Origin of the sequence: Streptomyces sp. NPDC087428, assembly GCF_044744085.1 — a bacterium.
GTDB lineage: Bacteria > Actinomycetota > Actinomycetes > Streptomycetales > Streptomycetaceae > Streptomyces.
In genome coordinates, this window is record NZ_JBIUXR010000001.1 from 137,179 (window position 1) to 155,875 (window position 18,697).

Annotated in this window: 15 protein-coding genes and 1 pseudogene; 3 read left to right on the forward strand and 13 right to left on the reverse strand. The window is 72.0% G+C overall.

Translation table 11 applies throughout. The features are described 5' to 3' along the window. Positions 1-4 precede the first annotated feature (4 nt). The 4 genes from ACIO3R_RS00635 to ACIO3R_RS00650 form a co-directional block, all read right to left on the reverse strand. Complete coding sequence (locus ACIO3R_RS00635) at positions 5-958, reverse strand: WxL protein peptidoglycan domain-containing protein (protein ID WP_385040663.1); 954 nt, start codon at positions 956-958, stop codon at positions 5-7. Positions 959-1,047: 89 nt separating this feature from the next. Then, entirely contained in the window at positions 1,048-2,415 is a 1,368-nt protein-coding gene (locus ACIO3R_RS00640; protein ID WP_402101898.1) for a beta-xylosidase, read from the reverse strand. 216 nt (positions 2,416-2,631) lie between these two features. Further along, the gene (locus ACIO3R_RS00645) at positions 2,632-2,985 is read right to left on the reverse strand and encodes a cytidine deaminase (RefSeq protein ID WP_362962643.1); all 354 of its coding nucleotides are present in this window, start codon (positions 2,983-2,985) and stop codon (positions 2,632-2,634) included. A gap of 54 nt (positions 2,986-3,039) precedes the next feature. Continuing rightward, positions 3,040-3,933, reverse strand: a complete 894-nt coding sequence (locus ACIO3R_RS00650; protein WP_385033838.1) for a helix-turn-helix transcriptional regulator — start codon at positions 3,931-3,933, stop codon at positions 3,040-3,042. 95 nt (positions 3,934-4,028) lie between these two features. Between ACIO3R_RS00650 and ACIO3R_RS00655 the strand changes: the two genes are divergently transcribed. Both ACIO3R_RS00655 and ACIO3R_RS00660 read left to right on the forward strand, forming a co-directional pair. Continuing rightward, positions 4,029-5,444, forward strand: coding sequence for an MFS transporter (locus ACIO3R_RS00655; protein WP_385033767.1), 1,416 nt, complete (start codon positions 4,029-4,031; stop codon positions 5,442-5,444). A 51-nt stretch (positions 5,445-5,495) separates the two neighbouring features. After that, positions 5,496-5,660, forward strand: a pseudogene (locus ACIO3R_RS00660) (SgcJ/EcaC family oxidoreductase); the annotation flags it as partial. A gap of 29 nt (positions 5,661-5,689) precedes the next feature. Here the strand turns inward: ACIO3R_RS00660 and ACIO3R_RS00665 are convergent. From ACIO3R_RS00665 to ACIO3R_RS00685, 5 genes are all read right to left on the reverse strand, one after another. Continuing rightward, on the reverse strand, positions 5,690-6,043 hold the full coding sequence (locus ACIO3R_RS00665; protein ID WP_385033773.1) for an MmcQ/YjbR family DNA-binding protein: 354 nt from the start codon (positions 6,041-6,043) through the stop codon (positions 5,690-5,692). Beyond that, entirely contained in the window at positions 6,040-7,332 is a 1,293-nt protein-coding gene (locus tag ACIO3R_RS00670) for a hemolysin family protein (protein WP_385033775.1), read from the reverse strand. Before ACIO3R_RS00670 ends, ACIO3R_RS00665 begins: the two co-directional genes overlap by 4 nt. Continuing rightward, the gene (gene ybeY, locus ACIO3R_RS00675; RefSeq protein WP_363030989.1) at positions 7,329-7,826 is read right to left on the reverse strand and encodes an rRNA maturation RNase YbeY; all 498 of its coding nucleotides are present in this window, start codon (positions 7,824-7,826) and stop codon (positions 7,329-7,331) included. The genes ACIO3R_RS00670 and ybeY overlap by 4 nt, the downstream gene beginning before the upstream one ends. A gap of 9 nt (positions 7,827-7,835) precedes the next feature. After that, entirely contained in the window at positions 7,836-9,965 is a 2,130-nt protein-coding gene (locus tag ACIO3R_RS00680) for a PhoH family protein (protein WP_402101901.1), read from the reverse strand. A gap of 132 nt (positions 9,966-10,097) precedes the next feature. Next, positions 10,098-11,201 (reverse strand): carbohydrate kinase family protein, encoded by a 1,104-nt coding sequence (locus ACIO3R_RS00685; protein WP_402101903.1) that lies wholly within the window; start codon positions 11,199-11,201, stop codon positions 10,098-10,100. A gap of 357 nt (positions 11,202-11,558) precedes the next feature. On the opposite strand from ACIO3R_RS00685, the gene ACIO3R_RS00690 reads away from it, so the two are divergent. Next, positions 11,559-12,908, forward strand: a complete 1,350-nt coding sequence (locus ACIO3R_RS00690; protein ID WP_402101905.1) for an MFS transporter — start codon at positions 11,559-11,561, stop codon at positions 12,906-12,908. Here ACIO3R_RS00690 and ACIO3R_RS00695 read toward each other — a convergent pair. The 4 genes from ACIO3R_RS00695 to ACIO3R_RS00710 all read right to left on the reverse strand — a co-directional run bounded on the left by ACIO3R_RS00695 (position 12,872) and on the right by ACIO3R_RS00710 (position 18,611). After that, on the reverse strand, positions 12,872-13,864 hold the full coding sequence (locus tag ACIO3R_RS00695) for an adenosine deaminase (protein WP_385345080.1): 993 nt from the start codon (positions 13,862-13,864) through the stop codon (positions 12,872-12,874). The genes ACIO3R_RS00690 and ACIO3R_RS00695 overlap by 37 nt on opposite strands. A gap of 34 nt (positions 13,865-13,898) precedes the next feature. Further along, positions 13,899-14,807 (reverse strand): ribonuclease Z, encoded by a 909-nt coding sequence (locus ACIO3R_RS00700; protein WP_385033792.1) that lies wholly within the window; start codon positions 14,805-14,807, stop codon positions 13,899-13,901. A 15-nt stretch (positions 14,808-14,822) separates the two neighbouring features. Beyond that, positions 14,823-15,182 (reverse strand): histidine triad nucleotide-binding protein, encoded by a 360-nt coding sequence (locus ACIO3R_RS00705; RefSeq protein WP_385033794.1) that lies wholly within the window; start codon positions 15,180-15,182, stop codon positions 14,823-14,825. A gap of 168 nt (positions 15,183-15,350) precedes the next feature. Continuing rightward, positions 15,351-18,611, reverse strand: a complete 3,261-nt coding sequence (locus ACIO3R_RS00710; RefSeq protein ID WP_402101908.1) for a S41 family peptidase — start codon at positions 18,609-18,611, stop codon at positions 15,351-15,353. Positions 18,612-18,697: the final 86 nt, after the last annotated feature.

Consider the following 18,697-nt stretch of genomic DNA (forward strand, 5'->3'; position numbering starts at 1 on the left):
CCTCTCAGGCCGTGCGGCGACGGCTCCGACGTGCCCGTATCCACAGCCCCGCGCCCCCGGCAAGAATCACCAGCAGCACCCCGGCGACCAGCCAGGGCAGCGCGAAGTACGAGGCGGCGGCGGACTCGCGGGTGTCGCGGGCGCTGGCCGTCAGCTTGACCTCGCCCCACTCCAGCTGCGGCGCGCCCTTCCACTCCTCGGTGAGCCGGACCTCCTGGCGGGGCAGCAGCTCGGACGGGATGCGTTTCAGGTCGCGGGCGAGCAGGGTGCGGCCGAAGAGGCCCTCGGCCTTGAGCGCGACCTTCGGGCTGAGGGTGACGTTGCCGCGGTTGCGGAGCGTGTACGAGATGACGGCCCGCGACGTGCCAATGCCCGGGACGAGCGGCTGGGTGTGCTCGATCCTGACGTCGTCGACGGAGAGCGCGGGCATCGTCGGACCGTTGACGCGCAGATAGATGCGGGCGCCGACCGCCTTCTGGATGCCGACGGCCACGGCGCCCGCGTCGGCGGGGTCGATGCGCTCGTCCAGGGCGACGAGGGCCCCGGGGTGATCGCCCGGTTCCGCGTCCTCGGGGACCTTGATCGTGACGGGCACGGTGACCGAGCCGTGCGGCTTCACGGTGACCCGGTCGCGGTCGGTCCTGGCCCAGGCACCGACGGAGCGCTGCTTCTCGTTCTGCGCGCGGACCGCGAATCCGCCGTCGCGTTCGGTGTTGTACGCGTCGGCCGCGTACAGCCGGAAGGTCAGCGGGTCGCCGGTCTTGTTCTTGACGGTCACCTTGTCGGTGAGGGTGGCTCCGGGGTCGGCCGAGAGGTAGAAGTACGGCCGGGTTCCGGTGGCGGCGGTGGCCGGGAAGACCGACCAGCTGCCGTTGTCGGCGGCGTCGGCCGCGGGGCAGCCCAGCAGGAGCAGGGCTGTGGACAGCAGGGACGACAGGATCACGGACAGCTTGCGCACGGTGGCGGGCCCCCAGGGTGCACGCATGGGCGGGGTGGTGGACCGGCCGGGTGCGCGCCCGGCCCACCGGTGGATCGGTGCTTACCGGCTCACGTCAGGGTGAGTGTGAGCACTCCGGAGTAGGTGCCGGTGGCGGAGAACGCCGGCACGTCCAGTGACAGCCCGGCGTCGACGGTGAACTCACCGCCGGTGAAGGCGCCGTTCGGCGTGGAGGCGAGGGTGGCTCCCGCGCTGCCGACCGAACCCTCTGAACCCGCCGCGCAGGTGCTCGGGCTGCCGGCCTTCGCCGTGCAGGCCGGGCTCCAGCCGAGCGCGGAGGCGCCGATGGTGGCACCGGCCGGACCCTTGAAGTCGGTGACCTTCCCGGTCAGCGACCAGCCCGCGGGGCCACCGCGGAAGTCCTTGACCGTCACGGTCCGCAGGGCGCCGGTGGATGCGCCGCCCTTCCCGAAGTCGACCGCCGACAGTTCGACGGAGTCCCCGGCCTGCGACATGGACAGCGTGCCCGCCTTGACGGACGAGGTCAGCTTCTGGCTGCCGTCAGGTGTCTCCCCGCCACCACCGGTGACGGTGTAGGCCTGGGGGCCCGCACCCTTGGCGGCGTCCCAGGCGGCGCCCTCGTAGGCGACGATTCCGGTGGTCGCCGGGTCGTTGACGGTGAGCTGTCCGGTGAAGGCGCCCGATCCGTCCGCCGTGGCCGTCGCCGTGTCGCCGGTCGGGGTGTCCCCGGCTCGGCCGGCGAGGGTGACGGCCGCGCCCGCGGTGAACTTCGACCCGGTCACGGTGACCTGGTCACCGGCCGCGCCGGAGGCCGTACCGAGCTGGATGGCACGCTCGTTGACCTGGCCGCCGCCGTCCGTCGCGATGATCGTCTGGGAGACGGGCGCGGGCGGATCGGTGACCGTGCAGGGCGTGTCCAGCTCCATGATGTAGCTGGTGTGGATGTTGTAGTCGCCGGGCGAGAGGGTGATCTCGCCGGGCGCGGTGACCGTGAACGTGCCGGTCATGGAGAACGACGGGAACGCGCCCTTGCCGGGCACCGGGTCGTTCTTCTTCGGGCCCGCCACCGTGATGCCGGTGGACTGCGCACCGGCGACGGTGACCTTGCCGGTCGGCGTCATGATGTCGGCGGGCAGCGCCAGATCGACCGGGTTGCTCGCGGCCGGCGTGACGACGGTGTACGTCACCTTGACCGTGTCGCCGACCTTCGGGGCCGCGTTGTCGACACTGATCTGTGCCGACGTCGTCCCGTCGATCGGCGGGATCCCGGCGATCGCGGGCGGGATGCAGTGGGTCGGGAAGTCCACCGCCACGGAGGCCGCCGCCATGGCCTGGGCGGGCCCGGCGAGCAGTCCTCCCCCGGTGACGACGAGCGCGCCCACACCCAGCGCGGCGGCCCAGCGGCGGCTTCGGCGCCGCGTCCCCGAACTGTCGGATCTTCGAATGGCTGGACTCATGGAGCCCCCTCCTGCGGAATTGCGGCGCAGCGGCTCTTCCGCGCCGGCAGGGGGCCATTGATGACTCCGGCCGAAAAGAAGTCAATGGAATCGAAACGCGCTGACTGATGGGCCATCAGATGCTGTCAAGATCCGTACGTCCCGCACATGGTGTCCGCACGCCCCGCGCCGGTGGGACGCGGGGCGTGCGCACACCATGTGCCGGTCCTGCGGAGGTCAGCCCGCCGTCACACTGAGCCGCAGCACCCCGTCCGGCCCGGCGAGCAGCACCGGGGTGTCCGCCCCTCCCAGGTCCCGTACCGCGGCACGGTCCTCCTCCGACGGCGTCTCGGCCTCGGAGACGACCGCGGCCGCCTCCAGCGAGGTGGCGCCGCTCGCCACGGCCATGGCGACGGCCGTCCGGAGCGCGCTGAGGCGCAGCGACTCCAGCTGCACCGTGCCCGCCACATACGTACGTCCGGTCTCGTCCCGCACGGCCGCGCCCTCCGGCACACCGTTGCGGGCGCGGGCGCTGCGCGCCAGCGTGACGATCTTGCGGTCCTCGGCGCCGAGGTCGGTGCTATCGGTCATGTGCCGAGCATACGAAGAACGCGGCCGGACACGGCACCGGGGCGCCCGGCCGTCTCACCCCTGGACCTGGCGCATCATGCCCCGGCGGCCCTCGGGCGAGGCCAGCAGGCGGAACTTCTCCTCTGTGCCGGTGCCCGGCCACGGGTTGTGCAGCACGATCACCAGGTCAGGGCGGGCCGGGATGCGCAGCTGGGTGGCCTCCACGACCAGCGTGCCCACCACGGGGTGGTTCAGCTCCTTGCGCATCTGGCCGCCGGGCGCGATGTCCCGCCGCTCCCAGAGCTCGGCGAACTCGGGGCTGCGCTCCCGTGCCTCGGCCACGATCGCCCGGAACCCCTCGTCGTCGGGGCATTCGGAACAGGCGGCCCGGAACTCGGCGACGACCTGTGCCGCGATCTGCGGCCAGTCCTTGCGGCGGGCGCGGTGGACCGGGTCGGTGAAGAAGTCGATCACGCAGTTCTGTGTCCGGCCCGGCCCCATCCCCATCACCGCGGCGGCCGCGTCGTTGTAGAGGATGACGTTCCAGTACGCGTCCATGATGTGCGCCGGGAACGGCATCCAGCGGTCCAGCAGCCGTTGCAGACCGTCGCACATGTCCGTGTGGGCCGGATCGACCTGTGCGGCGGGCGGGTTGAGCCCGGCGAGCACGTAGAGGTGACGGCGTTCGGCGCTGCTGAGCCGCAGCACCCGGGCGACGGAGTCCAGCACCTGGGGCGACACGGTGATGTCCCGGCCCTGCTCCAGCCACTGGTACCAGGAGACGCCCACTCCGGCGAGGACGGCGACCTCCTCGCGGCGCAGTCCCGGGGTGCGCCGCCGGGCACCGCCGTCCGGGAGCCCCGCTTGCGACGGGCTGACCCGCGCCCGCCTGCTCATCAGGAACTCCCGCAGCTCGCCGAGACGGTGTGCCTTGTCCGCGTCCGCCGTGATCCGGGCCGGTGTGCCCACGTACTCCCCCAGGTGTCCCTGCCCGCGCCTGCCTGGTGGTGCGGCCAACAGGATAAGTTCCCGCTCCCCACGGATATTCCGGCGGCCGCAGGCTCATGGGCATGGCGATCCATCCCCCGGCTCAAGAAGCTGTCACCCTTCCCGCACCCCCGGCCCCGGACCGGCTCTCCGGCCGGGCCCGGCTGGTCCTCCTGGTCCTGTGCGCCGCCCAGTTCATGGTGTCGCTCGACTTCTCCGTACTGAACGTGGCGCTGCCCGTCCTCGGCGACGACCTCGGCCTCAGCCGGTCCGGACTCCAGTGGGCGATCACCGCGTTCGCCCTGCCGTCGGGCGGGTTCCTGCTCCTCTTCGGCCGGATCGCCGACCTCTACGGCCGCCGCCGGATGTTCCTCACCGGCCTCGCCGTCTTCGGCGCCGCCTCGCTGCTGGCCACCCTCGCCTGGAACCCGGCCGCGTTCCTGACCGGGCGGGCGCTCCAGGGACTCGGCGCCGCCGTGATCGTGCCGACCGGGATGTCCCTGCTCACCACCACCTTCCCGGAGGGACCGCTGCGCGACCGGGCCCTCGGCATCAGCGGCACCCTGCTCTCCCTCGGCTTCACCGTCGGCATGGTGGCCGGCGGCACCCTCACCGACACCCTGGGCTGGCGCTCCACGATGGGGCTGCTGACGGTGGCCGCGGTGGCGGTGCTCGCCACGGCCCCCGCGCTGCTCACCGAGTCCCGTACGCCCGACCGGCCGCGGCTCGACGTCCCGGGAGCCGTGACGGTCACCGGCGGTCTCCTCGCCCTGATCTACGCCCTGTCCACGGCGGCCGAGCACGGCTTCGGGCGCACGGACGTACCGATCGCCCTGGCCGCCGGGGTCGCACTGCTCGTCGCCTTCGCGGTCGTCGAGTCCCGGGCGTCCGCCCCGCTCGTCTCACTGCCGATGCTCCGCCGCCGCACGGTGGCCTTCGGCAATCTGGGCGGGCTGCTCACCTTCTCGATGATGAGCACCGTCGTCTTCGTCCTGACCCTGTACCTGCAGGAGGTCCTGGACCTGTCGGCCTTCGGGACCGGGCTCGTCTTCGGGGTGCAGGGCATCGCCTCCGTGGCGGCGGGCGTGTACGCCCCGAAGGTCATCGGCCGGATCGGTGCCCGGCGCACCCTGTCCGTCTCCCTGCTGGGCCAGGGGCTGTTCATCGCGGGGCTGCTGGGCCTCGGCGCGGACTCGGGAATCTGGCTGGCCACGGTCGCGGTCTCACTGGCCAGCATGTGCCACCTGGGCGCGATCATCGCGTACGGCCTGACGGTCACCTCGGGTGTGCCGAACGAGGAGCAGGGGCTGGCGACGGGTCTCGTCACGACGACCCAGCAGGTGGGGCTCACGGTCGGTATCCCGCTGCTCGGCGTGGTGGCGACCACCCAGGTGTCGCTGTTCGACGGCGTACGGACCGTGGTCGCGGTGGCCGCGGGTCTGCTGATCGTCGCCGCCGGTGTGGTGGCCGCGGGACTGCGACGGGCCTCGTAGGAGGAACAGCGGAGGTGATCGGCGCGGTGAAAACCGGGTCTTGACCTCATGTTCCTGCGGCCCGACGTGGCGGCCGTCAAGGTCCGGCAGGTCTACCACGCGCCGGAGGGCGAGTCGGAAGGCGCTCCGCTCTACGTCATGACGAAGCAGGACGACGGGAGGTGGCTGCTGCACGCCTGCCAGAACACCGAAGTACGGGTCTCCCAGACCCCGTAGCGGGTGACCGGCACGGTGCTGGTCACCCGCTACGGGCGGTCGAGCTTCAGCCGCTCCGCCCGGGGCAACCCCGCCACGACCAAGTCGTAACTGTCCTCGATCAGCTCACGCACTCTCGCGTCCGGCAGACCGGACACCGTCACGGTGTTCCAGTGCCGCTTGTTCATGTGCCACCCCGGCGCCACGGCCTCGTACTCCTCCCGGAGCCGCACCGCGTCGTCGGGGTCGCACTTGAGGTTCACCGTCAGCGGCCGCCCGTCCAGCGCGCTCAGCGCGAACATCTTGCCGAGCACCTTGAAGACGGACGCCTCCGGCCCGAACGGGAACTCCTCCGCGCTCGCGTTGAACCCCAGGCAGAACGCCCTCAGCTCCTCGGGAGTCATGCCGCCGCCTCCTCCTGCGGAGCCAGCGGCTCCACCAGCACCGTGACGATCTTGTTCCGGCGGCCCGCCGGGGACTCCGCGGTCAGCCGCAGCCGCCGCCCGTCGGGCAGTTCCACCTCCGAGGAGGCACCGGCGATCGGGACCCGGCCGAGCGCCTTCGCGAGCAGCCCGCCGACCGTCTCCACGTCCTCGTCGTCGTACTCGTCGAGGCCGAACAGCTCTCCGAGGTCCCCGATGTCGAGGCGCGCGGTGACCCGGAAGCAGCCGTTCTCCAGCTCCTGGACCGGCGGGAGTTCGCGGTCGTACTCGTCGGTGATCTCGCCGACGATCTCCTCCAGGATGTCCTCGATGGTGACGATGCCCGCCGTGCCGCCGTACTCGTCGATGACGACCGCGACGTGGCTGCGGTCCTGCTGCATCTCGCGCAGCAGGTCACCGGCGTTCTTCGTGTCGGGCACGAACGCGGCGGGGCGCATCGCCGTGGAGACCAGATCGGCCTCCGACTCCCGGTTGATGTGCGTCTTGCGGACCAGGTCCTTGAGATAGACGATCCCGACGATGTCGTCCTCGTTCTCCCCGGTGACCGGGATCCGCGAGAAGCCGGAGCGCAGCGCGAGGGTGAGCGCCTGCCGGATCGTCTTGTAGCGCTCGATGCAGACCAGGTCGGTGCGCGGCACCATCACCTCACGCACGAGGGTGTCACCGAGCTCGAAGACGGAGTGCACCATGCGGCGCTCCTCGTCCTCGATCAGCGACTCCTGCTCGGCGAGGTCGACCATCGCCCGCAGTTCCGCCTCACTGGCGAACGGCCCCTTGCGGAAGCCCTTGCCCGGCGTCAGCGCGTTGCCGATGAGGATCAGCAGCTGCGGGACGGGGCCCATGATCCTGGCCAGCGGCAGCAGGACGTACGAGGCCGCCGTCGCCGTGTTCAGCGGGTGCTGGCGGCCGATGGTGCGCGGCGAGACCCCGATGGCGACGTAGGAGACGAGGACCATCACCCCCATGGCGACGGCCAGCGCCTCCCAGGTCTCCGGGAGTTCCTTCAGGCAGACGTACGTGACCAGCACCCCGGCCGACATCTCGCAGGCGACCCGCACCAGCAGGGCGACGTTGAGATAGCGCGTCGGATCGGCCGCGACCTGTTCCAGCTTGTCGCTGCCTCGACGGCCCGAGCGGACCGCCTCGGCCGCCCGGAAGCTCGACGTACGCGCGATACCGGCCTCGGCACACGCCGCCAGCCAGCCGACGACGACCAGGACGACGACCCCGAAGACGAGCGGCAGGCTCACGAGACGGTGGGGGCGGGCGACGGACCGGTCATGCCGCGCTCACCGCGCCAGCCGTCGACGATCGCCGCCTGGAGGCCGAACATCTCGGCCTTCTCGTCCGGCTCCTCGTGGTCGTAGCCGAGCAGGTGCAGCACCCCGTGGACGGTGAGGAGCTGGAGCTCCTCGTCCATGGAGTGCTGCGTCTCGGCGTCCTCGCCCTGCTTCTTGGCGACCTCCGGGCACAGGACGATGTCACCGAGGAGCCCCTGCGGGGGCTCCTCGTCGTCCTTGGCCGGCGGACGCAGCTCGTCCATCGGGAAGGACATGACGTCCGTCGGACCCGTCAGGTCCATCCACTGGATGTGGAGCTGCTCCATGGCGTCGGTGTCCACCACGATCACCGAGAGTTCGGAGAGCGCGTGGATCCGCATCCGGGCGAGTGCGTAGCGGGCGATGTCGAGGATCGCCTGCTCGTCGACCTCGGTTCCGGACTCGTTGTTGACGTCGATCGACATGGTGCGCTGTTACTGCTTCCCGTTGTGGCGGCCCTGGCCCTTGCCGGCCCGGCCGTCCTGTTCGACTTGGCTGTCGTACTTCTCGTACGCGTCGACGATACGGCCGACCAGCTTGTGCCGGACGACATCCTGGGACGTGAGCCGGGAGAAGTGCACGTCGTCGATGCCCTCCAGGATGTCCTGCACCTGGCGCAGACCGCTCTTGGTGCCGTTCGGCAGGTCGACCTGGGTGACGTCGCCGGTGACGACGATCTGCGAGTCGAAGCCCAGCCTGGTCAGGAACATCTTCATCTGCTCGGCGCTGGTGTTCTGCGCCTCGTCGAGGATGATGAAGGCGTCATTGAGCGTGTTGTGCGTCAGCAGGTAGTCCTGCGTGACGTACAGCGAGTCCTCCGCCGCCACCTGGATGCACACGGACTCCTCACGACCGGCCGGCTCGATGCTGTCGATGAAACGCGTCGGACGGCCGCCGCCGCCTGCCTCGTGGTACTTCTCCGCCTTACGCGCGAGGCGGAAGGGCTCGATGCCCTCGGGGAGCCGGATGTCGACGACGTGCGTGTCGTGACGGTGATACGCCTCGCGCCCCTTCGCCCGCCCGGGTGCACGCCCTTCGGCAGCCCGGCGACGGGTGTACGCGACACCGCCGAGAGACTGCACGAGAGCAATCACGTCGTCGCGCAGCATGACCGACGCAGTCGTGTACTGGACGCGGCAGGTGCGGTCCGACTGAGTGACCGGACCGCCGTCCGCGTCGAGCAGCCCTTGCAGCACGGCAAGGCGGACATCGGCGGAGTTGTAGAGGTAGGAGTCCGGGACGAACGTGGAATGCGCGCGTGTCCCGACCAGGTCGAGTGCCCGCAGGGCACGGGTAACCGGGTTCTCCGGCGTGACCACGTCGCCCGGAGCCTTCACCCTGTTCAGAGCGTAGTCCGGCCCGCCCTTGTGCCGTACGGAAATGCCCGGCAGCGAGCCCTCCAGCGCCTCGGCCAGTTCAGGATCCTGCGTGGCGAACGAGGGAGTCGTCGATCCGGTCGAGCAGCCGTCGCCGAGCAGGAGACCCAACGCGTACGGGTCCATCGCAACCTCGCGCTCGGGCAGGCTGACGGGCGCCGTGAGCATCGGCAGCTCGTAGCGGCGTGCGTGTGCCCCGCGAAGGTTGCCGATCATCTCCTTGGTCTCCAGGACCCGCCACGGCTTGTCCCGGCGCTCGTCCGACGCCGTGCGAACGGTCCACAGATGCTCGTCGCAGCACAAGGTCCAGGAACCGTCCTGGGCGCTGACGCGGTAGATGTCCTTCTCGCCCTGCGGGTACACGCCGAGGACGGGGGTCGGCTCACCGTTCGAGCCGATGACCAGGTCCCCGACCTCAAGAGCACCGATGGGCCGCCAGCCGTCCGGCGTCAGGACGTTGGTGAAGACAGGCTGGCTCCTGCCGCGCATGTAGGCCAGCGGCGCCACCTCGATCGTCCCCGCCGCCATCAGCCGCGGGATCGAGTCCGGGTCGAGCATGTCGTGCAGCGCGTCGTAGAGCGGGCGCAGATACGGGTCGATCTTGTCGAAGAGCGTGCCGGGCAGGAAACCGAGCCGCTCACCCGCCTCGACCGCCGGGCGGGTCAGGATGATCCGGCTGACCTGCTTGGACTGCAACGCCTGGACGGCCTTGGCCATGGCCAGGTAGGTCTTGCCGGTGCCGGCGGGGCCGATGCCGAAGACGATCGTGTGCTTGTCGATCGCGTCGACGTACCGCTTCTGGTTGAGCGTCTTGGGGCGGATCGTGCGGCCGCGGCTGGACAGGATGTTCTGGGTGAGCACCTCGGCCGGGGTCTCCGTGCCGTCCGCCTGGCCGTTGTCGCTGGCCCTGAGCATCGCGATAGAACGTTCCACAGCGTCCTCCGTCATCGGCTGACCGGTGCGGAGCACCAGCACCATCTCGTCGAACAGGCGCTGGATCAGGGCGATTTCCGCCGCGTTCCCCGTCGCGCTTATCTCATTGCCCCGGACGTGGATGTCGGCTGCCGGGAACGCCGCTTCGATCACGCGCAGCAGCGAGTCGCCCGATCCCAGGAGCATCACCATGGGGTGTGCGGCCGGAATGCTGATGTGGGCACGCGCCTGCGGCTGTGTGGGTGTCTGAGTCATGGGCCGGCCCTCGGGCCTGCACATACCTCCCGTTGCAGGGTTCTCGCTGCTCGACAACCTCTGGACCACCAAGCCTACGACTCCGCACCGACAACGCCGAGAGGTTTTCACCGGCGGACCCGGCCGGGCCGGTCAGGGCCGGAAGCCGATCGTCGGGACGGCCCTGCGCAGCGGCCAGTGGCGGGCCGCCGCCGGCAGCAGGTCCTGGAGGAACGCGTACCGCTGGAGCGCCGCCGGGTCCTGGTCGGCACAGGTGCGGACCCGCTGCCACCAGGCGGCGATCTCCGCCCAGCCGGGGGCCGACAGCGAGCCGCCGAACTCCTGGACCGAGAGCGCGGCGGTGAGTCCGGCGAAGGCGAGCCGGTCGGCGAGCGGCCAGTTGGCCAGGGTGCCGGTGACGAAGCCGGCGACGAAGACGTCGCCCGCGCCGGTCGGGTCGAGTGCCTCGACCTCGATCGCGGGGACCTCTGCGGCGGTCCCGGTGACCGCGTCGACCGCGTAGGCGCCTTCCGCGCCGAGGGTGACGACGGCGAGCGGTACGTGTTCGGCGAGGGCGTGCGCCGCGGCGCGGGGGCAGTCGGTGCGGGTGTAGCGCATGGCCTCCTCCGCGTTGGGGAGGAACGCCTGGCAGTGCGCCAGGTCGGTCAGGCCGTTCAGGTCCCAGCGGCCGGTCTCGTCCCAGCCGACGTCGGCGAAGACCATGGCGCCGCGGCGGGCCGCCGCGGCCACCCACGGCTCGCTGCGGCCAGGGACGAGCGAGGCGACGGCGGCGCGGGCCCGGGGCGGGCACTGGGGGAAGGCGGCGGTGGCCGGGCCCGGGGCGGCGGGCGGCGGGGCCTCGTGGCCGTGCGAGACCATCGTCCGCTCGCCCTCGTACGCCATGGAGACGGTCACCGGGGAGTGCCAGCCGCGGACGGTGTGCGACATGGAGAGGTCGATGCCCTCGCCCTGCTCCAGCGCGTCCCAGCAGTACTCGCCGTAGTGGTCGTCACCGAAGGCCGCGGCCAGTGAGGTGTGCAGGCCGAGCCGGGCCAGCGCGGTGGCCATGTTGGCGACCCCGCCGGGGCTGGAGCCCATGCCGCGCGCCCAGGACTCGGTGCCGCGCACGGGGGCGCTGTCCAGGCCGGTGAAGATGATGTCGAGGAAGACCGTGCCGGTGAGGAAGACATCGCAGTCCGGGTCCTGCGGCGCGCGCAGTCCGTCCAGTGGGTCGATTCCTGGCATCCCAGTGCTCACCTTGCACTCCCCGGTCGTGGCGGTTCCGGCCAGTGTGCCCGATCCACTCGCCCGTCCGGGGGGTCCGCGCCGAGTCCGTACACACAGAGCCTGACCTGCATAAACATGCGTTGCTACCCGCATATTAAAGCGGCAAACATATAAGTGGCTCAGATCACAGCGTGGCGACTTTCGGTCGGCCGGGAGCACTTGATACAAATTGGCCCGCGAGCACCGTTGGGGACAGTTTCCGGCGAGTGCGTCGATTTCCCGCATTTCCCGCATTTTTCTCATGTGTGCCTCGGCGCGTCCTATTGCTGGACCCGCCAAACCCCCGCTGTCTTCTCCGCCTCCTCTGGCATGTCTTCAGGAACGCCCATGTCCTCGCGCCCTCGCGCCGCGTGGCCGCTGGTTGCCGTGTTCACCGCCGGTTACCTCGCCTCATATCTGCTCCCCACCATCGTGGGGAGGCTCTCCGCCCATCTGGGTCTCAGCGCCGCCCAGGCCGGCCTCGTCGGCAGTGCGCTGCTGCTGAGTTCGGCGGCCGCCGGGTTCTGCCTGGCGGGCCGCGTCGAGACGTACGGGCCGCAGCGGCCCGCGCGGATCGGGCTGGTGCTGGCCGCGCTGGGTTACGGCTGCGCGGCCCTGGCCGGTTCCGTGCCGCTGGTGGTCATGGGGGTGATGCTCGGCGGCTTCGGCTCCGGTACGGCGACCGCGGTCGCCGCGGCGGGCATCGCCGCCCAGCGCGATCCGCACCGGACCTCGTCGCTCGGGCTGCTCAGCGTCTCCGCGACCGCGGGCATCCTCTACCTGACGATCCCGCACCTGGGCGGCGGCCACCGGCTGCCGTTCGCCTCTGTCGCCCTGGTCGCGCTCCTCGTCTGGCCCGCCACCTCGCGGCTGGGCGCCCCGGTGCCCGCCGGCCCCGCCGTCCCCGCCGCCGGCCGGCTGCCGCACCGCCGCTCCGGTCTGGTGCTGGCGGGCGGCATGCTCGTCTGGTCGATGGCGCAGAACGCGCTGTGGGGCGTCAGCAGCCGCATCGGCGTGGTTCAGGTGGGACTCTCCGAGGTCACCACGGGAGCGGTCTTCGCCGCCGCGCTCGGCGCCGGCCTGCTCGGTGTGATGGGCGCCGGGATGCTGGGCGCCCGGCTCGGGCGCGCGGTGCCGATCGGCCTCGGCACCGTGATCATCGCGGTCGGCATCGTGCTCAGCTCGTCGGCCGACGGCCTCGGCTCGTTCGCGACCGGCGAGATCATATGGAACACCTTCTACCCGGTGGTCCTGACGTACCTGATCGGTCTGGCCGCGTCACTGGACATACGGGGCCGCTGGGCGGTCCTCGCGGGTTCGGCCTCCTCCATGGGCGTGGCCTGCGGGCCGGTGCTGGGCAGCGTGCTGTCCGAGGAATCCGGCTACCCGGTGATGGGGCTGATCCTGGGCGCCGCGACCCTGCTGGTCGCGGTCCCGGTGACGGCCGTCGCCCTGCACACCGGTGGCCGCCCGCTGGTGCCGGGATCGGTGCGCCGCAGGGGCGGTGCTCCGGCGGCCCTGCTCGCGGCCACCACCGGCGCGGTGCCCGGCGCCGTGCCCAGGCTCGGCGCGCCCGAGCAGGCCGTCATGGAGATCAACCTGCCCGAGCTGCGTCGCAGGCGCCTGGTCAGGAGCGCGTTCCGGACGGCCGGCGGGGCCGGTCAGTCGAACGCGTACGCCTCGACCTCGGACAGGTAGCGCGCCCGGCGCTCCTCGTCGTGGTCGAGGAAGGCCGCCTCGAAGGAGTTGCGGGCCAGGGTGCGCAGTTGTTCGCGCTCCAGGCCGAGCGCCTCGTGGACGGCGTGGAAGGTGTCCCCGACGTACCCGCCGAAGTAGGCGGGGTCGTCGGAGTTCACCGTGCAGAGCAGCCCGGCGTCCATCATCGCCCGCAGCGGGTGCTCCTCCAGGGTGTCGATGGCCCGCAGCCGTACGTTGGACAGCGGGCAGAGGGTGAGCGGTACCCGCTCCGCGACCAGCCGCCGCACCAGTTCCGGGTCCTCCATGCAGCGCAGCCCGTGGTCGATGCGCTCCACGCCGAGGACGTCGAGCGCCTCGCGGATGTAGGCGGGCGGCCCCTCCTCGCCCGCGTGCGCGACCTTGCGCAGTCCGAGCGCCTCGGCCGCCGCGTACACCTCGCGGAACTTGGCGGGCGGGTGGCCGACCTCGGCGGAGTCCAGGCCGACGGCGCTGATCCGGTGCAGATACGGCTTCGCGGCCTCCAGGGTCTCCAGCGCCGAATCGGCCGACCGGTCGCGCAGGAAGCACATGATCAGCTGGGTGGAGACGCCGTGCTTCTCCTCGCTGCGCTCCAGGGCCCGGCCGAGTCCTTCGACGACCGTGCCGATCGGGACGCCCCGGGCGGTGTGCGCCTGCGGGTCGAAGAAGATCTCGGCGTGCCGTACGCCCTGGGCGGCGGCGCGGGCGAGGTAGGCGTCGGCGAGATCGGCGAAGTCGTCCTCGGTCCGCAGCACCGCCATCAGCGCGTAGTACAGGTCGAGGAAGGTCTGCAGATCGTCGAAGAGGTAGGCGGTGCGCAGCGCCTCGGTGTCCGCGTACGGCAGGTGCACGCCGTTGCGTGCGGCGAGCGCGAAGGCCAGCTCGGGTTCGAGGGTTCCTTCGATGTGGAGGTGGAGTTCGGCTTTGGGGAGGTGCACGGTTTCTCGCTAACGCAGGTGGTGCTGGTGTCTGTTACTGGTGACGCGTGGGTACGGGGACCCGGATCAGGTCCTGGGCGACGGTCAGTTCGCCCTCGAACCCGGCGGCCCGTGCCTGGGTCTCGAAGGCTTCCGGGTCCGGGTAGCGCTGCGAGAAGTGGGTGAGCACGAGGTGCCGTACGCCCGCTTCGCGTGCCACCCGGGCCGCCTGCCCGGCGGTCAGGTGGCCGTGGTCGGTGGCCAGCCGTTCGTCCTCGTCGAGGAAGGTCGACTCGATGACCAGCATGTCGCATCCCTCGGCGAGTACGTGCACTCCGTCGCAGAGCCTGGTGTCCATGATGAACGCGAACCGCTGTCCGCGCCTGCGCTCGGAGACGTCGTCGAGCGTGACACCGCCGAGGGAGCCCTCGCGCTGGATCCGGCCGATGTCGGGTCCCGCGACGGAGTGCTCGGCGAGCTTGGCCGGCAGCATGCGGCGCCCGTCGGGTTCGACGAGGCGGTAGCCGTACGACTCGACAGGGTGCGAGAGCCTGTGGGCGCTGAGGGTGTACGCGCCCGTGGTGGCCAGCGGTCCGTCGGCGGCGACCGGGGCCTCGGTCAGCTCGACGGACTCGCGGTAGGCGGTCGCGTACCGCAGCCGGTCGAAGAAGTGCTGTCCGCTCGCCGGGTAGTGCGCGGTGACGGGGTGCGGGACCTGGTCGAGGTTGATCCGCTGGATCACCCCGGCCAGGCCCAGCGAGTGGTCGCCGTGGAAGTGCGTGACACAGATCCGGTTGATGTCGTGCGCGGCGACGCCGGCCCGCAGCATCTGGCGCTGGGTGCCCTCACCGGGGTCGAAGAGGAGGCCCTCGCCGTCCCAGCGCAGCAGGTAGCCGTTGTGGTTGCGGTGCCGGGTCGGGACCTGGCTGGCGGTACCGAGGACGACGAATTCACGTGCGGACACGGGGTGGGTCCGCCGCTAGCCGGGCGGCCACTGGAGGCCGCGGCCGCCCAGGACGTGCGCGTGTGCGTGGAAGACGGTCTGCCCGGCCCCGGCGCCGGTGTTGAACACGACCCGGTAGCCGGTGCCGGCGATCTTCTCGTCGGCGGCGACCTCACCGGTCTCGCGCAGGATGTCGGCGAGGACCTGCGGTTCGGCGGCGGCGAGGGACGCGGCGTCCGGGTAGTGCAGCCGCGGGATGACGAGCACGTGGGTGGGGGCCTGGGGGTTGATGTCGCGGAAGGCGACGGTGGTGTCGGTCTCCCGGATGATGGTGGCCGGGATGTCACCCGAGACGATCTTGCAGAACAGGCAGTCGGGCTGCGGTTCTCCTGCCATGGGGCGCTCCTCGGTCTCGGCGATCCGTTACGGGAGCAGCCTAGCCGGACGGGCGCGGGCCTTTTCGGGGGCGCTCCCCCGTACGCCCGCTCCTCGACCGCCGGACGGCTCGGATGTCCGGCCTCGTCGGCGACCGAGGAGCGGGGGGGGTACGGGGCGGAGCCCCGGCTACGGTGCTCCGGAGGGGCCCTGGTTCCGCGGCTCGGGCAGGGGCGGGGCCGTCTTCGCCGGGGTCCGGGTCAGCGACTCCAGCGCGATCCTGATCGCCTCGTCCAGCTGCGGGTCCCGCCCCGCGGCACGGTCCTGCGGCGTCATGACGACCTCGACGTCCGGGTCGACGCCGTGGTTCTCGACGCCCCAGCCGTACTCCTCCAGCCAGAAGGCGTACTTCGGCTGGGTGACCAGGGTGCCGTCCACCAGCCGGTAGCGGCTGTCGATGCCCACCACGCCGCCCCAGGTGCGGGTGCCGACCACCGGGCCGATGCCCAGCAGTTTGATCGCCGCGTTCACGACGTCGCCGTCCGAGCCGGAGAACTCGTCCGCCACGGCGACGACCGGCCCCCGGGGCGCGTCGCCCGGATAGCTCTGGGGCCGGCTGCCGCGCGGCAGGTCCCAGCCGACGATGCGGCGGGCCAGCTTCTCCACGATCAGCTGCGAGGTGTGGCCGCCGCGGTTCTCCCGTACGTCCACCACCAGCCCCTCGCGGGCGACCTCGGTGCGCAGGTCGCGGTGGATCTGGGCCCAGCCCGGTCCGGCCATGTCGGGGATGTGGACGTAGCCGAGGCGTCCGCCGGAGTGCTCGTGGACGTAGCCGCGCCGGTCGGCGACCCACGCGTGGTAGCGCAGCGCCTCCTCGTCGGCGATCGGGACGACGACGACATGGCGCGGGTCACCGCCGTCGGCCGGGGAGACGGTCAGCTCGACCGGGTGACCGGCCGAGCCGGTGAGGAGCGGTCCGGGGCCGGTGACACGGTCGACGGGGTGGCCGTCGACGGCCACGATCGCGTCCCCCGTGCGGACCGCGACGCCCGGTGCGGCGAGCGGAGCGCGGGCCGCGGGGTCGGAGGTCTCCGACGGCAGGATCCGGTCGATGCGCCAGCTCCCGTCGTCGGCGCGGGAGATGTCGGCGCCGAGCAGTCCCTGCCGGGCCGCGTCGTCGTGCCATCCGCCGGACGGCCGCACATAGGCGTGGGAGGTGCCGAGTTCGCCCTGTACCTCCCACAGCAGGTCCATGAGGTCGTCGTGGGTGGCGACGCGCTCCAGCACCGGCCGGTAGCGGTCCAGGACACCGGGCCAGTCGACACCGGCCATGTCGGGGTGCCAGAAGTTGTCCCGCATGAGGCGGCCGGCCTCGTCGTACATCTGCCGCCATTCGGCGGCCGGGTCCAGGGTGCGGCGGATCCGGGAGAGGTCGACGGTGACGCTGCCCTCGCCGTCGTCGTCGTCCGGGCCCCCCGGCACGCGGCTGTCGGACGGCACGACGCGCAGTTTGCCGTGGCTGTGCAGGACCAGCCGCTTGCCGTCGCCGCTGACCGCGAACCGGCCGATGTCGGAGGCGAGTTCCTCGCAGCGCAGCTTCTCCAGGTCGTACCGCTCCAGCACGGTCTCGGGGCGGCGGGCGTCGGGCGTGGCCCCGCTCGTGCCGAGGACTCCGGTGACCGGGTGGCGCAGCCAGAGCAGCCCGTCCTTCGCGGCCCGGAGCGAGGAGTAGCTGGCGGCCTCGACGGGCAGCGGCACGATCCGGTCGGCGAGGCCGTCCAGGTCGATGCGGGTGACCGGGAGCGCGGTGGGGTTGTCGTCGCCCTCCGCGCTCTTCTCCCGCTCGGTCGGGCGGCCGTGGAGCTGCGGCCCGAACGGGGAGGGGGTCGTCGCGGCGAGCGTCATCAGGTGCGGCCGGCAGACGCCGATGAAGGCCAGGTCGAAGACGTGCGAGTCGTAGACCGGGTCGAAGGCCCGCTCGGAGAGGAAGGCCAGGTGCTTTCCGTCGGCGGTGAAGGCGGGTGCGAAGTCCCGGAACCGCAGCGGGGTGGCCTCGGCGACCGTCAGGTCGGCGAGGTGGGCGAGCTTGAGCTGGCTGAGCGGTTCGGGGCCGGGGTGCGACCAGGCGAGCCAGGAGGAGTCGGGTGAGAAGACGAGCCCGGAGGCGTCGCCGTGCTCGCCGCGGTCCACCTCGTGGACCTCGCCGCTCTCCCGTTCGACGATCAGGACGCGTCCGTCGTGGGCGGCGACGGCGAAGCGGCTGCCGTCGGGGGCGGGGGCCAGGTCGAGGACCCGGCCGATGCGTCCCGCGGCGAGCCGGCGCGGGGTGGCGCCGGGCGAGGTGCCGGTGGCGGGTGCGCACTCCAGTGCGTCGTCGCCCTCGGCGTCGGTGACCCAGACGACGTGCTGGTCGCCGTCGGCCTGGAAGGTGCGGGGCAGCCTGGCCCGTACGCCGGGTTCGACGGCGAGCGCGCGGGCCGGGCCCTCGCGGTGGGTGACCCAGTGGACGGCTCCGCGGGACCCGATCGCGCTGCCGCGGCCGGTGCGGTCCGGGGACGCGGCGCTCAGCTGGCTGCCGGCGTGCACGGGGTGCGGCTGGAGGTCGGCGCGCTGGCCGCCGAGCCGGATGCCGAGGCGGCGGGGCTCGTCGCTGTCCAGGCTGTCGAGGAGCCAGAGCTCTCCGGCACTGGCGTAGGTGACCCGGGTGCCGTCGGTGGTGGCGTGCCGGGCGTAGAAGCCCTCGATGCCGGTGTGCCGGCGCAGACCGGTGCCGTCGGGGAGGGAGGAGTAGACCGCTCCGACGCCCTCGTGGTCGGAGAGGAAGGCGATGCGCTCGCCCACCCACATCGGGCACTCGATGTTGCCGTCGAGCTCCTCGTTGACCCGTACGAACTCCTGCGGGGAGCCGTCCGTGGGGGTCTCCTCGGTGGCGATCCAGAGCTTGCCGGCCGTGCCGCCCCGGTAGCGCTTCCACTTGGCGGCCTCGCGCCCCATGGTGGCCGAGAGCAGCAGGATCCGTCCGCCGGGCCCGTACGCGAGGGATCCGACGGGCCCGTACGGGAGGGTCCGTGCGGGGCCTGCGTCGACCGGTACGGCGCGGGCCCAGGTGCGGCGCAGCGAGACCTGGCCCTGGGTGCTGAGCACCAGCACGTCGCCCTCGGGCGTCCAGCCGTGGACGGCTGTCTGCGCGTCGCCCCAGTAGGTCAGCCGCCGGGAGGGGCCGCCGTCGACAGGGGCCAGGTGCACCTCGGGCACCCCGTCCCGGGTGGACGTCCAGGCGACGAGGGTGCCGTCGGGAGATATCCGCGGCTGGGTGACGGGTCGGTTGTCTGCGCTGACTCGCCAGGCTCGGCCGCCGTCGAGCGGCGCCAGCCAGACGTCGTCCTCGGCGGTGAAGGCGATCAGGTCGCCCTGGACATGGGGGTACCGGAGGTAGGAAGGCTGCGTCACATCGATCACCCTAGGCCGAGGCCGGGCCCGGGGAAACGGGGTTGGCCGGAGTCCGACGTAGGCCGTGTCCGCGGAGTCCCGCCCCC

Excerpts from the sequence above, each read along its gene's own strand:
- ACIO3R_RS00645 (WP_362962643.1), bottom strand. The coding sequence starts at position 2,985 with ATGACCGATAGCACCGACCTCGGCGCCGAGGACCGCAAGATCGTCACG.
- ACIO3R_RS00655 (WP_385033767.1), top strand. The coding sequence starts at position 4,029 with ATGGGCATGGCGATCCATCCCCCGGCTCAAGAAGCTGTCACCCTTCCC.
- ybeY (WP_363030989.1), bottom strand. The coding sequence starts at position 7,826 with ATGTCGATCGACGTCAACAACGAGTCCGGAACCGAGGTCGACGAGCAG.
- ACIO3R_RS00640 (WP_402101898.1), bottom strand. The coding sequence starts at position 2,415 with ATGAGTCCAGCCATTCGAAGATCCGACAGTTCGGGGACGCGGCGCCGA.
- ACIO3R_RS00665 (WP_385033773.1), bottom strand. The coding sequence starts at position 6,043 with ATGACTCCCGAGGAGCTGAGGGCGTTCTGCCTGGGGTTCAACGCGAGC.
- ACIO3R_RS00680 (WP_402101901.1), bottom strand. The coding sequence starts at position 9,965 with ATGACTCAGACACCCACACAGCCGCAGGCGCGTGCCCACATCAGCATT.
- ACIO3R_RS00705 (WP_385033794.1), bottom strand. The coding sequence starts at position 15,182 with ATGGCAGGAGAACCGCAGCCCGACTGCCTGTTCTGCAAGATCGTCTCG.
- ACIO3R_RS00690 (WP_402101905.1), top strand. The coding sequence starts at position 11,559 with ATGTCCTCGCGCCCTCGCGCCGCGTGGCCGCTGGTTGCCGTGTTCACC.